Annotated in this window: 14 protein-coding genes; 5 read left to right on the forward strand and 9 right to left on the reverse strand. The window is 70.8% G+C overall.

The genetic code is table 11. From position 1 onward, the window contains the following. Positions 1-16 precede the first annotated feature (16 nt). The gene (locus AB0L91_RS07430) at positions 17-379 is read left to right on the forward strand and encodes a hypothetical protein (RefSeq protein ID WP_357342876.1); all 363 of its coding nucleotides are present in this window, start codon (positions 17-19) and stop codon (positions 377-379) included. 4 nt (positions 380-383) lie between these two features. On the opposite strand, the gene egtD is transcribed toward AB0L91_RS07430, so the two are convergent. The 4 genes from egtD to egtA form a co-directional block, all read right to left on the reverse strand. Next, positions 384-1355, reverse strand: coding sequence for an L-histidine N(alpha)-methyltransferase (gene egtD, locus AB0L91_RS07435; protein WP_365007987.1), 972 nt, complete (start codon positions 1353-1355; stop codon positions 384-386). After that, positions 1352-2377 (reverse strand): class II glutamine amidotransferase, encoded by a 1026-nt coding sequence (locus tag AB0L91_RS07440; protein WP_365011211.1) that lies wholly within the window; start codon positions 2375-2377, stop codon positions 1352-1354. Before AB0L91_RS07440 ends, egtD begins: the two co-directional genes overlap by 4 nt. A 148-nt stretch (positions 2378-2525) precedes the next feature. Next, positions 2526-3818, reverse strand: a complete 1293-nt coding sequence (gene egtB / locus AB0L91_RS07445) for an ergothioneine biosynthesis protein EgtB (protein ID WP_365011213.1) — start codon at positions 3816-3818, stop codon at positions 2526-2528. A 102-nt stretch (positions 3819-3920) separates the two neighbouring features. Continuing rightward, a complete protein-coding gene (gene egtA / locus AB0L91_RS07450) occupies positions 3921-5204 on the reverse strand; it encodes an ergothioneine biosynthesis glutamate--cysteine ligase EgtA (protein ID WP_365007990.1) in 1284 nt (427 codons plus the stop codon). A 133-nt stretch (positions 5205-5337) separates the two neighbouring features. Between egtA and AB0L91_RS07455 the strand changes: the two genes are divergently transcribed. Further along, positions 5338-6516, forward strand: coding sequence for an aminotransferase class V-fold PLP-dependent enzyme (locus tag AB0L91_RS07455; protein ID WP_365007993.1), 1179 nt, complete (start codon positions 5338-5340; stop codon positions 6514-6516). On the opposite strand, the gene AB0L91_RS07460 is transcribed toward AB0L91_RS07455, so the two are convergent. Further along, positions 6513-7067, reverse strand: coding sequence for a TetR/AcrR family transcriptional regulator (locus AB0L91_RS07460; RefSeq protein ID WP_365007995.1), 555 nt, complete (start codon positions 7065-7067; stop codon positions 6513-6515). The two genes, AB0L91_RS07455 and AB0L91_RS07460, sit on opposite strands and share 4 nt — an antisense overlap. A 97-nt stretch (positions 7068-7164) precedes the next feature. On the opposite strand from AB0L91_RS07460, the gene AB0L91_RS07465 reads away from it, so the two are divergent. Beyond that, positions 7165-7827 carry a lysophospholipid acyltransferase family protein gene (locus AB0L91_RS07465; RefSeq protein WP_357342868.1) on the forward strand — a complete coding sequence of 221 codons (663 nt, stop codon included), beginning with the start codon at positions 7165-7167 and terminating at the stop codon, positions 7825-7827. Positions 7828-7938: 111 nt separating this feature from the next. After that, on the forward strand, positions 7939-9582 hold the full coding sequence (locus AB0L91_RS07470) for a fatty acyl-AMP ligase (RefSeq protein ID WP_355273360.1): 1644 nt from the start codon (positions 7939-7941) through the stop codon (positions 9580-9582). A gap of 52 nt (positions 9583-9634) precedes the next feature. On the opposite strand, the gene pth is transcribed toward AB0L91_RS07470, so the two are convergent. Both pth and AB0L91_RS07480 read right to left on the reverse strand, forming a co-directional pair. Beyond that, positions 9635-10213 (reverse strand): aminoacyl-tRNA hydrolase, encoded by a 579-nt coding sequence (gene pth / locus AB0L91_RS07475; RefSeq protein WP_365008000.1) that lies wholly within the window; start codon positions 10211-10213, stop codon positions 9635-9637. Positions 10214-10237: 24 nt separating this feature from the next. Next, positions 10238-10858 (reverse strand): 50S ribosomal protein L25/general stress protein Ctc, encoded by a 621-nt coding sequence (locus tag AB0L91_RS07480; RefSeq protein WP_357342865.1) that lies wholly within the window; start codon positions 10856-10858, stop codon positions 10238-10240. 297 nt (positions 10859-11155) lie between these two features. Between AB0L91_RS07480 and AB0L91_RS07485 the strand changes: the two genes are divergently transcribed. Beyond that, positions 11156-12796, forward strand: a complete 1641-nt coding sequence (locus AB0L91_RS07485; RefSeq protein ID WP_355273368.1) for a peptide chain release factor 3 — start codon at positions 11156-11158, stop codon at positions 12794-12796. A 23-nt stretch (positions 12797-12819) separates the two neighbouring features. Here the strand turns inward: AB0L91_RS07485 and AB0L91_RS07490 are convergent, their stop codons facing one another. Together AB0L91_RS07490 and AB0L91_RS07495 are read right to left on the reverse strand one after the other, a co-directional pair. Further along, positions 12820-13368: a nuclear transport factor 2 family protein gene (locus AB0L91_RS07490; RefSeq protein ID WP_355274612.1), complete on the reverse strand. Its 549-nt coding sequence runs from the start codon at positions 13366-13368 to the stop codon at positions 12820-12822. 267 nt (positions 13369-13635) lie between these two features. Beyond that, complete coding sequence (locus AB0L91_RS07495; protein WP_355273370.1) at positions 13636-14508, reverse strand: Abi-alpha family protein; 873 nt, start codon at positions 14506-14508, stop codon at positions 13636-13638. Positions 14509-14521 lie beyond the last annotated feature (13 nt).

Raw genomic sequence — 14521 nt, forward strand, 5'->3', positions numbered from 1 at the left:
GGCCGATACTGGACTCATGAGCCGTGAACCACTGGACATGGACATGGGCGACGACGATCAGGCCGACGACATCGTCGAATACGAGCGGTACGTCGAGGACCCGCCGCAGGACTACGTCATCCGCAACCACGAGGCCGACGCCGACGGCTTCCTCGGCATCAACGAGGAGGTCGACGAGGAGTGGTCGGAGGCGGGCGCCGCCCGCGAGGCCATCGCGGAGGACGAACGCCCCGCCGAGGTGTCGGCGGTCCGGGTCGTCGGTGACGACGCCGTCGACGGCGACCTCTACGACGACTCGATCGACGGCGCCGAACGCGACCTCGAGGGCGACGAGAACCTGACCGACGGCGAGTACCTCGCCGACGAGCTCGACCTGTAGCCGCTCAGCGGCGCTCGGCCAGCACCAGGGCGAAACGATTGTCCGGGTCGGTCCAGGTACGCGCGGTGCTGAACCCGGCGGCGTCGAGTTCGGCGCGCAGGCCCTCGGGCCGGAACTTGGCGGAGATCTCGGTCCGCATCTGCTCGCCCGCCGCGAAGTCGACGGTCAGGTCCAGGTCGGCGACGGTGGCCGTCATCGCCTCGGTCGCGCGCAGGCGCATCTCGATCCACTCGTGCTCGGCGTCCCACAGCGCCACGTGCTCGAACCCCTCCGGGACGAAATCGGCGCCGAGACGGTGGTTGAGCACGTGCAGCACATTGCGGTTGAACTCGGCGGTGACGCCGGCCGCGTCGTCGTAGGCCGGGACCAGCACGGCCGGGTCGATCACCAGACCGGCGCCGAGCAGCAGCAGCTCACCGGGTTCGAGCACCTCGGTGATGCCGGCCAGGAACTCGGCCCGCTCGGCCGGCACCAGGTTGCCGATGGTGCCGCCGAGGAAGGCGATCATCCGGCGGCCGCCACGCGGCAGATTGTGCAGGGTGTCGGTGAAGTCGCTGACCACGCCGTGCACGCCGAGCTGTGGGTACTCGGCGGCGATCTCGGCGGCGGCGCCCCGTAGCGCGGAGGCCGAGACATCCTGCGGAACATAGGTTTTCAGCGACCCCTCGGCGGTGAGCGCGTTCAGCAGCAGCCGGGTCTTGGCGGCCGAGCCGGACCCGAGCTCCACCAGGACCTCGGGCCGGGCCGCCGCGGCGATCTCGCCGACGACGCGGGCCAGCAGGGCGCGCTCGGTGCGGGTGGGGTAGTACTCGGGCAGTTCGGTGATCCGCTCGAACAGCTCGCTGCCGCGGGCGTCGTAGAACCACTTGGGCGGCAGCGATTTCGGGGTGGCGGTGAGGCCGGTCCTGGCGTCGGCGCGCAAGGCCGCGGTGAGATCGTCGTCGGTGAGATGGATGTCCAGCAGCGGCGCGGTCATGAACGGACCCTTTCGGTGACGGGAAGCTCGAGAGCGGTGACGGTGCAGTGGCCGGGGGTGGCGACCACCAGCTGGTGATCGGCGATCGGGCGCCACCGCGGATCGGCGTCGTACGGTTCGGAGGAGAGCACGGTGTAGTCGTCGGCCACCAGGACCGACAGGGCATGCCAGCAGGTGGTCGCCCAGAGTTCGGTCCCGTTGCCGAGCAACAGGTTCAGCCGGGCGGTGGGCTGGTGGCGCAGGACGGCGGCGACCAGCAGGCGCAGCGCGTCGGCGGGCGAGGTGACGGGGCCGTCGGGGGTGATCGCACCGAGCAGTCCGCGCAGCAGCACCCACAGGGCGGCGGAGTCGGTCAGCGCCTCGGCCCGCAACAGCACCTCGGCCGAACCGAACAGCGGGCCGGCGGCCTCCGGCACCGAACCGAACATCGGACCGGCGGCCTCCGGCACCGAGCCGAACAGCGGACCGGCGGTCTCCGGCATCGAACCGGCCCGCGACTCGGCGGCGGCCCCCGGCTGTGCGGCCGGCGCCGGTCCGTCGCTCGCCGGTGGCCACGATGCCGCCGCGGGAGCGAGTGCCGTTGGGGTGGCGAATATTTCGTCCAGGTCCGCACGGACCCGCGCCGATGTCGTCCGCCAGTCGGGCACGACACCGTTGTGGCTGAAGGCCCAGTGCTCGTCGACGAACGGCGCGCACGCGGCCCGTTCCACCGGCATGCCGACCGTGGCGGAGCGCACCGCCGCGAGCACGGCGCGCGACTCCAACTGCCCGAGCACCTCGGCCACGGCCGGGTCGGTCCAGATCGGCGCCGCGTTGCGATAGCGGGTGACCGCCTCGCGTGCCCCTTCGACACCGACCTCGGCCCGGCGCCACCAGGCCACGCCGAAACCGTCGGCGTTGATCGTGCCGCCCGCCCGCATATCGGCGGGCGCCCAGGACTGCTGGTAGAGCGAATGCGGGCCGCGCACGACCAGCTCGCCGACTGTCACCGGCGGGCCGACGTAACCCAGATGACGGCACATCAGCAGACCGCCGACGGGACGGGTTCGGCACCGTCGGACCGCGACGAACCCCGCAGCCGCGCCCAGGATGCGCGCTGTGTCGGGCACGCGGCCACTCCGACGCGGCGGGCCGGGTGCGGCCGCCGGTCGGCGATGTCGCCACCGCGCATCAGATCTCGTCCTCGCGCAGGTCGCGGGCCAGCCGGAAGCCGGCGAAGATCTGCCTGCGGATCGGGTGGTCCCAGTTGCGGAAGGTGCCGCGGCAAGCCACCTCGTCGGTGCCGAACGAACCGCCGCGCAGGATCCGGTAGTCGCCGCCGAAGAAGACCTCGGAGTACTCCCGGTACGGGAAGGCGCGGAAGCCCGGGTAGGCCTCGAAGCCCGAGGAGCACCACTCCCAGACGTCGCCGATCAGCTGGTGCACGCCGGTCGCCGAGACGCCGGCCGGGTAGGCGCCGACCTCGGCGGGTTCCAGGTGCCGCTGGCCGAGATTGGCCAGGTGCTCGTCGGGAGTGTCCGCGCCCCACGGGTAGCGGCGGGAGTCGCCGGTGGCCGGATCGAACCGGGCCGCCTTCTCCCATTCGGCCTCGGTCGGCAGACGCTTGCCCGCCCAGCGCGCGTACGCCTCGGCCTCGAACCAGCACACGTGCACGACGGGCTGCCGCGGCCGCAGCGGGGTGCGCGCGCCGAAGGCGACGCGGGTCCACTGCCCACCGTCGAGCTCCCAGAACTGCGGCGCGACGAGCCCGGCCTCCTGCCGGTGCGCCCAGCCCCGCTCCGACCACAGCTCGGGGCGGTCGTAGCCGCCGTCGTCGATGAACGCCAGGTACTGCTCGTTGGTCACCGGCGCGACGTCGATGGCGAAGCCGGGCACGTGCACCGGATGGGCGGGGCGTTCGTTGTCCAGTGCCCAGGGGTCGGCGGAGGTGCCCATCAGGAATTCGCCTGCGGGAACGCGTACTTCGCCGGTGATCGGGGTCGACACGGTGGGCGCGGGTGGCGCCGAGAGCACCGGTCCGCCGCGCCGCAGCTGATGGGTGGCGAGCATGGTCTCGTCGTGCTGCTGTTCGTGCTGGGCGATCATGCCGAAGGCGAAACCGTTGTCCACCAGTGGATCACCGGACAGATCGCTGGAACCCAGCACGTCCCAGACCTTCTCGCGCACCGTGCCGACGTAACCGCGTGCCTGATCGGGATTCAGCAGGGGCAGCGCGGGCCGGTTCACGCGGGCGTGTTTGAAGGCGTCGTAGAGCTCGTCGATATCGGCCCGGACCGCCTCGCGGCCGCCGACATCGCGCACCAGCCACAGTTCTTCCTGATTGCCGATATGGGCGAGGTCCCAGACCAGCGGGCTCATCAGCGGCGAGTGCTGGGCGACGAGATCGGCCTCGTCGACGCTGTCGGTGAGGACGGCGGTGCGGCGGCGGGCCCGCTGCAGGACCTCGGCGATGCGGTCGCGCATGCGGTCGCGATCGCTGTGATCGGCGGGGGCGGAAAGGGTCACGGGATCAACTCCGAAAGGATGTGGGCGACAACGTCATCGGGCCTGCGGGCGCGGAACCTGTCACGAACCGCCCGACCCGTTGCGCGCACGCGCCACGGCGAGGGGACTGCCGCCGGTGCGACATCGGCGGGCGGCGAGCGCCAATTCCTGTGCGGCGGGGGCGGATCGGGCGTGCTGTGCGGCCAGCTCGAGCAGGTCGACCGCGACCCGGCGTACCTGCGGGTCGAGCAGGCCGGTGCGGGCCGCGCCCAGCCACTCCCCCGCGGTCGGCGCGGCCAGGGCGGTCGCCTCGGCCACCACGGCGGGCGTGGACAGCAGCGCGTCGAACAGGTGGATCGGGGTGGTCCAGGTGTCGCCGGGCTGGGTGTCGAGGTAGCGCACCTCGAGGTGGCCGGCGGCCCGGACCGGCGGGAACAGGGTGGTCAGGTGGTAGTCCAGGTCGGCGGTGCCGGGGCGGCGGCCGACCTCGTCGTCGAGCGCGCCCGCCAGCCAGTCGGCGAAGGTGGCGCCGGGCGGCGGTGACCAGTCGGCGTCGCGCTCGGTACAGCGCACGCACAGCAGCGGCACGTCCAGCGCCCAGTGCGCGTAGGCGGTGATCGGATCGGACCAGTCGGCGACCGGCGGGCGGGTGCGGGACGGGTCCAGCCGCAGCCAGGTGCGCATCCGCTGCGAGGCCCACGCCCCCGGTGGGGCGCCGTAGAGCCGGGGCGAGCAGGCGAAGGCGGCGATCAGGGCCGGTCCGAGGACGTAGAGCGCCGTCCAGCGGGCCCTGACCTCGGCGGGATCGGCGCCCGCGTCGACGCTGACCTGGGTGGCCGCGGTATTGCACATCATGAGGGTGCCGAACGGTCCGACCCCGGCGAACCGGCGTTCCATGGCCGCGTAGCGGGGCAGCCGGAGCAGGCGTTCGGCCGGACGACGAGCGTCGGAGGCGAGGGATTCGATGCCGATGCCGTGGGCGGCGAGCAGGTCCCGCAAACGGGCCGCATCAGCCGCTAGCTGCTGCGTCAGCACCGCCGGATCGGCGAACGGGGCGCTGGAGAGTTCTATCTGACCACCGGGTTCGATGGTCACCCTGCTGCCGCCGGGCAGGGGTGCCGCGGCCGAGGCCGGGGCGATCGAGGTGGGCGCGTGGGGCCCGAGGGCCGCCGCCATGAGCTCGAGCGAGGGACGCGCACCGGTGGGCCCGGCGGTGAGCCACTCCAGTTCCGCGCCGATCAGCGCCGGTGGTCCCAGCTTGAAACAGACCCCGCCTACATAGGCCTCCGCCGCCGCCCTGGACGACAGTTCGCCCTGGTCGGTGGCGGAATCGGGCCACGAAGAACGTTCCAGAGTGACCGCCATGCCAACCTCCGCGTACTGGGTACCGCCGTGGAAACCGCGTGCTCGTGCAACCGACTCATTCCAGAGTAGCGATGGGCACCGACAGGAAAAGTGACGAAATGGGGAACAGCTCGGCGGCGGTAGGGTCGTCGCCATGATGGACCTCGCCGCGATCAGAGCCGACACTCCCGGACTCGCGTCCGGGCAGGTATTCCTCGACAGCGCCGGATCGTCGCTGTCACCGCGGGTGGTCACCGACACCGTGATCGCCCATCTGCGCCGGGAGGCGGAGATCGGTGGCTACCGTGCGGCAAACGAGCGTCTCGACGACCTGGCCGCGGTGAAGACCTCGATCGCGACCCTGATCGGCGCCACCACCGACACCATCGCGCTCAGCGACAGTGCGAGCCGGTCATGGGCCGATTTCGCCTATTCGGTCCCGCTGCGCCCCGGCGACCGCGTCCTGATCTCCGGCGCCGACTACGCCAGCAACGCCATCGCCGCGCTCCAGCGCGCCCGGCAGACCGGCGCGGTGGTCGAGCACATTCCCAGCGACGACACCGGCCGACTCGATACCGACGCCCTCGCGGCCATGCTGGACGAGCGCGTGAAGCTGGTCTCGCTGCAGCACGCGCCGACCAACGGCGGCCTGGTGAACCCGGTCGCCAAGGCCACCCGGATCGCCCACGAGGCGGGCGCGCTGGTGCTGCTGGACGCCTGCCAGTCGATCGGGCAGCTGCCCATCGATGTCGGCGCGCTCGGCGTCGACGCGCTCTCGGCCACCGGCCGCAAGTGGCTGCGCGGGCCGCGCGGCACCGGATTCCTTTATGTCCGTAACGAACTGGTGCGCACGATGGAACCGGGCCGCCTGGACCTGCACAGCGCGCAGTGGGTGAGCCCGGCCGAGTACCGGCTGGCCCCGGACGCGTCCCGCTTCGAGTTCTGGGAGTGCGACGTGGCCGCCCGGCTGGGGCTCGGCGCCGCCGTGGACTACCTGCTCGCCCTCGGCCCCGACGAGGTCTACGCCGCCGTCGCGGATCGGGCGGGCTACCTGCGCAAGGCCCTGCCCGGCGTCCCCGGGGTGACCGTGCGCGATCTGGGCACCGAGCACAGCGGGATCGTCTCGTTCACCGTCGACGGTCACGAGCCGGTCGCGCTCCGTGACCGGCTCGCCGAGCACGCCGTCACCGTGACCGTCAGCCACGCGGGCTCCACCCTGCTGGACATGACCGCGCGCGAGCTGCCCGCGATCGTGCGGGCCTCCCCGCACTATTTCGTCGACACCGACGACCTCGACCGCTTCGTCGCCGCGCTGGCCGAGATCACCCGCTAGCCCCCGAGATGCTCGCCGACGATCCGGTCGGCGAGCGCGCGCGGGTCCGCGTCGGGGGCGACGACCTCGAGGGTCCGGTTGGCGGCGACGGTGGCCATGCCGTGCACATTGGTCCACAGCAGCAGGGCCGTGCCCGCGGCATCGGCGCCCGGCCGGGCCGCGGCGACCAGCGCGACGACCTGACCGTAGAGCGGCTCGGTCGTCGCACGGAGGTTCTCGCCGGCGCCCGCCAGCAGGTCGTGGCGGAACATCAGGGTGAACATCTCGGGCCGGGTGAGCGCGAAGTCGACGTAGTCGATCGCCATCCGGCGCAGCCGTTCGCGCGGGTCGTCGATGGTGGCGAGCGCGGCGAAGCGGTCGATCAGGTCGGCGAAGCCGCGCGCGGCGATGGCGGCCAGCAACGCGCCGTGGGTGGGAAACCAGCGCCGCGGGGCGCCGTGCGAGACACCGGCGGCCCTGGCGATGGCCCGGAGCCCGAGTTCGCCGAGACCGTCGCGTTCGAGCAGGTCGACGCCGGTGTCGATCAGGCGCACACGCAACGACTCGGACATACCGGCAATTCTCACATCCGGCGGGCGACGCGCGTCCACACCTTCCGTAGACAGTGTCTACTATGGTCGAGTAGACACTGTCTACGTCGGAGGTCCTATGTGGTACCAGCTGTGCAAACACGTCCTGATCGGCCCGCTGCTGCGGCTGCTCGGACGACCGCGCGTCGAGGGGCTCGAGCACGTGCCGCGCACCGGGCCGGTGATCATCGCGGCCAATCACCTGGCCTTCATCGACTCGCTCTACCTGGCGCTGGTGATCCCGCGCCCGCTCACCTTCCTCGCCAAACAGGAGTACTTCACCGGCACCGGCCTGCGCGGGCGCGCCAAGCGCTGGTTCTTCACCGCCGCCGGGCAGGTGCCGGTGGACCGGACCGGGGGCGACGCGGCCGCCGACGCGCTCGCGGCGGCCACCCGGATCCTCGACGCGGGCGGCGCCTGGGCAATTCACCCGGAGGGCACGCGATCGGTGGACGGCAGGGTCTATCGTGGTCGCACCGGGGCGCTGCGCGTTGCCATGGCTACAGGGGCGCCGGTGGTGCCCGTGGTGTTGGAGGGAACCGACCGCATGAACCCCCGCGGTCGGAAACTGTTGCGTTTCACCAAGGTGCGCATCAGCATCCAGCCGGCGCGGCGGTATCCGGCAGCGGTGCACCGCGCCCAGGTCAGAGTGGCAACTGACCAGCTGATGCGGGAAATTGCGCTGCAATCAGGTAGACCATATGTGGACCGCTACGCTGCCTCCTTTGCCGCCGAACGCTGATCGGCGAGGACGCTCGGTTGTCAGTCGGGGTTAACACCGGGTGGGCGGGGCGGGATTTTCTGTTGGGAGAGCACGGCCGTAACCGATCGTTGGCGTAAAGGGAGTCCGACGTTGAGCAGGTTCACCGACGAAATGTTTGCCACAGCGCTGACCAGCCACAGGGGGCTGGTCACCGGGGAGCCCGAGGCGCCGTTGCGGCAGACCTGGGGGGAAATCCATCGCGCCGCGCGGCGGATGGCGGGTGGCCTGGCGGCCGCCGGGATCGAGCACGGCGACGCGGTGGGCGTCCTGGCCGGTCTGCCCGTCGACATCGCCCCTGTCTGCCAGGGCATCTGGATGCGCGGCGCATCGATCACCATGCTGCACCAGCCGACGCCGCGGACCGACCTCGCGGTCTGGGTGCGCGACACCGAGACGGTGCTCGACATGATCGAGGCCAAGGCCGTCGTCCTCGGCGCGCCGTTCGCGGCCGCCGAACCCGTGCTGCTGGAGCGCGGCATCACCGTGGTCAAGATCGAGGACCTGCACGACGGCCCCGACACCGACCCGGTACCGACCGGCGAGTCCGATATCGCGCTGCAGCAGTTGACCTCTGGATCGACCGGCTCACCCAAGGCCGTCCGGATCACCCACGGCAACTTCAACGTCAACGCGCGCGCGATGTTCAATCGGGTGAAATTCCAGCTCGACGACGACGTCATGATCAGCTGGCTGCCGCTGTTCCACGACATGGGCATGGTCGGCTTCCTCAGCGTACCCATGCAATTCGGCGCCGAGGTGGTCTGCGTGACCCCGCTGGACTTCCTGGCCAGGCCGCTGCTGTGGGCCGAGCTGATCGACAAGTACCGCGGAACCGTCACCGCGGCACCGAACTTCGCCTACTCGCTGCTGGCCCGGCGGCTGCGCCAGGCCGAGCCGGGTTCGATGGACCTGTCCAGCGTGCGCTACATGTGGAACGGCGCCGAACCGGTCGACCCGGACACGATGATCGCGCTCGCGGAGGCGGGCAAGCACTTCGGGCTCAACCCGATGGCGCTGACCCCGGTCTACGGCATGGCCGAGACCACCTTGGCCGTCTCGATCCCCGACCCCGGCCACGGCATGGTGCTCGACGTCATCGACGCCGACCTGCTCGAAGCCGTCGGCAAGGCCGTGCCGGTCGCCGAGGACGGCCACCACGGCACGCCGCGCAGGCTGCCGACACTGGGCCACCTCGTCGACGACCTGGAGGGCCGGGTCGTCGACGCCGAACGGCAGCCGCTGCCGGTCCGTACGGTCGGCGTCATCGAATTGCGCGGGCCCGCGGTGACTTCGGGCTACGTGACCGTCGACGGGTTCCGGCCCGCGCAGGACGCGGAGGGCTGGCTCGACACCGGCGACATCGGCTACCTCACCGAGGCGGGCATGGTCGTGGTGTGCGGGCGGATGAAGGACGTCATCATCATGGGCGGCCGCAACATCTACCCGACCGATATCGAGCGGGCCGCGATGCGGGTGCCCGGGGTCCGTCCCGGCAATGCCGTGGCGGTGCGCCTGGACGCGGGCGAGAAGCGCGAAAGCTTCGCCGTGGTGGTGGAATCCAACGACTACCAGGACCCCGACGAGGTGAAGCGGATGGAGCGCGAGATCGTGCACGAGGTGTTCGCCGAGGTCGGCGCCCGCCCGCGCACGGTCGCGGTACTCGGCCCGGGCGCGCTGCCCAAGACGTCGTCGGGCAAGCTGCGGCGCGCGGCCACCGCGGTCCACCTGCGCTGAACGCACTCGGCGCGCCCTGGCGAATTCGCCTGGGCGCGCCGGGAAGCCGGGGTCAGTGCAGCGAGTTCTGGGCGGTTTCCAGCCCGACCTTCAGCAGCAGTTCGACCGCGTCCGCGGCCTGCTCGACGATCACCGGGACCTCTTTGCGCTCCGGGGCCGCGAACGACTTGAGCACGTAGTCGGCCGGATCCTGGCGACCGGGCGGGCGGCCGATGCCGATCCTGGTGCGCAGGTAGTCCTTGGTGGTCAGGGCCTGCGAGATCGAGCGCAGGCCGTTGTGGCCGCCTTCGCCGCCGCCCTGCTTGAGCCGGATCGTGCCGAACGGCAGGTCGAGCTCGTCGTGGACGACGATGACCTGATCGACGGGCACGGAGAAGAACTTGGCCAGCGCGGCCACCGGCCTGCCGGACAGGTTCATGTAGGTGCGCGGCTTGGCGATCAGGATCTGGCGCCCGTCCAGGCGAGCCTGCAACAGGTCGGCGCCGGATTTCTTGTGCACGGCAAAACGGCCGCCGACGCGCTCGGCGAGCACGTCGGCGACCAGGAAGCCCACATTGTGGCGGGTGCGCTCGTATTCGGGGCCGGGGTTACCCAACCCGACTACGAGCGCGGGCCCGGAGGATTCGGTCATGCGCCGAACCGTAGTGCAGGAGTCTTACTCGGACTCGGGAGCCGACTCGGCGGTCTCCTCGGCGGCGGCGCCTTCGCCCTCTTCGTCGAGCTGCGCGGCCGACGGCGCGGCGATCACGTTGACGATCAGCGCCTCCGGGTCACCGGCCAGGGTGACGCCCGCGGGCAGCGCGATGGCGCCGGCCAGGATCTGGGTGCCGGCCTCGACGCCCTCGACCGAGACCTCGATGGCCTCGGGCAGCTTCAGCGCGTCGGCCTCGATGGACAGGGTGGTGGCTTCCTGGGTGACCAGGGTGCCGGAGGCGGCATCGCCGGTGACGGTGACGTTGACGTCGGTGGTGACGCGCTCGCCACGCTTGACGATCAGCAGGTCGGCGTGCTCGATGTAGCGACGGATCGGGTGGACGACGACCGACTTGGTCATGGCGAGCTGCTGCTTGCCGTCGACGACCAGGTTCAGGATGGCGTTGGTGCCGTGCTCACGCAGGATGGCGGCGAAGGCCTTGGCGTTCAGGCTCAGGTGCTGCGGCTCGGCCTGGTGGCCGTACAGCACGGCGGGCACATTGCCGTCGCGACGGGTACGGCGAGCGGCGCCCTTACCGAATTCGGTGCGGACGGCGGCTTCGATCTGGTTCACGTCGGACATGACTGAATGCGCTCCTACGGCTCTTCCGGGCTGGTCATTGTGGCGACCCATCTGCGGGGTCAACGTCTACTCGTCGGACGAAGAACGAACGAGGACGACCGGGAAGGCCGAGCCGCGTCGATCACGGTGAGCACAACCACTGGGGGCAACTCACCCTCGCCGAGACAACCCGACAACCATACCGCATCCACATCGCCCGGAAAAACCGGGTCGGTTCGGCAGAACACCCCGTCGACCTCGCCGAACCGGCGACCTTCTAGGCTCTATAAGTTGCCGACCACTGCGAAAGGTTCTGCGTTGACCGAGTCCGGAGAGAGCGCCGCCCCCACCCCGCGCGGACTACCCGCCGAGGTCGCGCGCCGCCGCACCTTCGCCGTGATCTCGCACCCCGACGCGGGTAAGTCGACGCTGACCGAGGCGCTGGCGCTGCACGCCAAGATGATCTCCGAGGCGGGCGCGATCCACGGTAAGGCCGGTCGCAAGTCGACCGTGTCGGACTGGATGGAGATGGAGAAGGCCCGCGGCATCTCGGTGAGCTCCACCGCGCTGCAGTTCAACTACCGCGCCGCCGGGTCCGACATCGACAATGTCATCAACCTGGTCGACACCCCCGGTCACTCCGACTTCTCCGAGGACACCTACCGCGTGCTCACCGCGGTCGACGCCGCGGTCATGCTGATCGACGCCGCCAAGGGCCTCGAGCCGCAGACGCTGAAGCTGTTCCAGGTGTGCCGTCACCGTGGCATCCCGGTCATCACCGTCATCAACAAGTGGGACCGCCCCGGCCAGGCGCCGCTGGAACTGCTCGACGAGATCAGCGAGCGGATCGGCCTCACCCCCACCCCGCTGTTCCTACCGGTCGGCATCGCGGGCGACTTCCGCGGCCTGCTGCGCCGCGGCCCCGAGGGCGCGGCCGACGAGTACATCCACTTCACCCGCACCGCCGGTGGCGCGACCATCGCGCCGGAGGAGTCGCTGACCCCGGCCGAGGCCGAGGCGCGCGAGGGCGAGGCGTGGACGACCGCCGCCGAGGAGAGCGAGCTGCTCTCGGCCACCGGACAGGACCACGACCAGGAGCTGTTCCTGGCCGGGCAGACCTCGCCGGTCATCTACGCCTCGGCGATGCTGAACTTCGGTGTGCGCCAGCTGCTGGAGACCCTGGTCGCGCTGGCACCCGCCCCGGGCGCGCGCGCCGATGTGGCGGGCAAGGACCGCGCGACCGGCGATCCGTTCAGCGCGGTGGTCTTCAAGGTGCAGGCGGGCATGGACACCGCGCACCGCGACCGGCTGGCGTTCATGCGGATCGTCTCCGGCGAGTTCGAGCGCGGCATGGTCGTCACGCACGCGCAGACCGGCCGCCCGTTCGCCACCAAGTACGCGCTGACCGTGTTCGGCCGCGAGCGCACCACCGTCGACACCGCCTACCCGGGCGATGTGGTCGGCCTGGTGAACGCGACCGCGCTCGCCCCCGGCCACACCCTGTTCGTGGACAAGAAGGTGGAGTTCCCACCGATCCCGAGCTTCGCCCCCGAGCATTTCGCGACGCTGCGCGCGCAGAGCGCCGGCAAGTACAAGCAGTTCCGCAAGGCCATCGACCAGCTCGACTCCGAGGGCGTGGTGCAGGTGCTGCGCAACGACGCCCGCGGCGACCAGTCACCGGTGCTGGCCGCGGTCGGTCCGATGCAGTTCGAGGTCGTCACCGCGCGCATGCAGGCGGAGTTCAACGTGGAAACCCAACTGGATTTCCTCCCGTTCACGCTGGCCCGCCGGACCGACGCCGAATCGGCGCCGGAATTGGATCGCCAGCGCGGCGTCGAGGTGTTCACCCGCACCGACGGCGCGATTCTGGCCCTGTTCAGCGACAAATGGCGGCTGCAGTACATCGAGAAAGAGCATCCGAAGCTCACGCTGGAGCCCCTGGTGGCGACCGCCGACTAACTGGTCGACTGTCTGAGTCGGCCTCAGGCGGCCGGTCCGGGGTTGCGCTCCACCGAGGAGATGTGATTCTCCTGGGCGATCATGCCCCAGCGGCTCGCGGTCAGCCGCAGGCTGGGCAGGTCGCTGAGCGAGAGGACCACCTCGTAGGTGCGCTCGTACCCGGTGTGGGCGATGCGCCAGTGCCCGTCCTCGCAGCGGACGTAGCGATCGGTGTAGAAGGCCGCGCCGCGCAGGCACATGTTGTGCTCGGGGATGATCACCGTGTCGGCCAGATACCAGGTGCCGGTCGCGGTGTCGCCGTCGACATCGATCTCCGGATGGTCGCAGCGATGTTCGGTGATGACGTGCGGTCCGAGGGTGTTGCGCAGGAAGGCCAGGAAGGCCTCGCGCGACTCGAACTGCAGGTATTCGCTGTAGGTGGCGGTCGCCTCGGGGATCAGGGTGTCGGCGAACTCGTCCCAGGACTTGGTGTCGAGTGCCCGCAGATAGCGGAACTTGAGCCGGCTGAGCGCGATGAGGTCGTCGGGGTGATCGGGCGGGCGCTGGACCGGCTCGGGCTGCTCGTCGTCCATCGCGTCCGCGTGCGGCACGTCGGCCATCCGGACCTCCCCCGTCTCCATCCCGGCGACCAGCGGTTCGTCGTCACCGGGCAGCAGCGGACCAGGCCGCGCCGAGGTGGGCGCGACAGGATCGTCGACGCGCACGTTCGGAGATCCGGACCCCTGCTCCATCCCTCCACGATCCCACTGAAACGAGCGCAGTGCCGGATCTGTATCTGATCGCTATCACTGCCGACACCGGAGCGTGACCTCCGGCGCCGACAGCCCGCGCTGTCTCAGCTACCCGATGGTGAAGCAGGTGCGGCAGAAGTCCTCGCCGAATTCCGACAGCCGCAGGCTCTTGCGGACGATCTTCGGCGCGCGGCCCGCCTTCTTGAGCGCGTCCTCGACCACGGGCTGCACTTCCAGCACCATGTAGCGGCTCAGCACCACCGGATCCTCGGAGGTGAAGGTCAGGCCGAGGCGGTTGAGGTTGATCAGGTACGACCGCGCCCGGTCCGGGTAGCGCACGCCCGCCTGCTCGGGCACCGAGGTCAGATCGCCCTGCACCAGCTCCGAGCCGATGCCGAGCGGCCGGTTGGTGCGCACGTCGACCGAGGGCTGCGGACCGTTGAGGGCCATGAAGCGCAGGATGCGGGCCTCGTCGGGCGCGATCTCGTCGAGGATGCGGTCGTAGGCCGGGTGCACGTCCTCGGTGAAGTAGACATCGGCCGAGCGGGCCAGCAGTGCGTCGCCGCGGCGGCGCAGGTCCTCGGTGCTGGCCGAGCGCAGGTAGGGGCCGACGGTGATGGCCTGCTGGGAGGACCCGTTGGGCGTCGGCACATAGCTGACGATCTCGCGCACCGACCCCTCGGTGACACCGAGCGCGCTGCGCGCGATCGAGCGCAGGGCATTGCCCGTGCGCTCGGCGATATCGGCCGAGGACTCGCCGTCCAGGGCCGCCTGGGCCAGCTCCTTGGTCACCTCGTAGGTGGTGCCGACCGCCCACTGGCTGCCGCGCACCGCGGTGCCCGCCGCCAGTCCGGCGGCGCGGAACACCCCGCGGATCAACCGGGCTTCGTTGCTGATCTGTCGCTGCTCGACGTCCGAGCTGCGCTCGACGGCGCGGGTACCGGCACGGGCCAGGTCCTGTCCGGTCCTGTCGTCTGTCACGTCCTACTCCGAA

This window comes from Nocardia sp. NPDC051833, assembly GCF_040681225.1.
Classification (GTDB): Bacteria; Actinomycetota; Actinomycetes; order Mycobacteriales; family Mycobacteriaceae; genus Nocardia.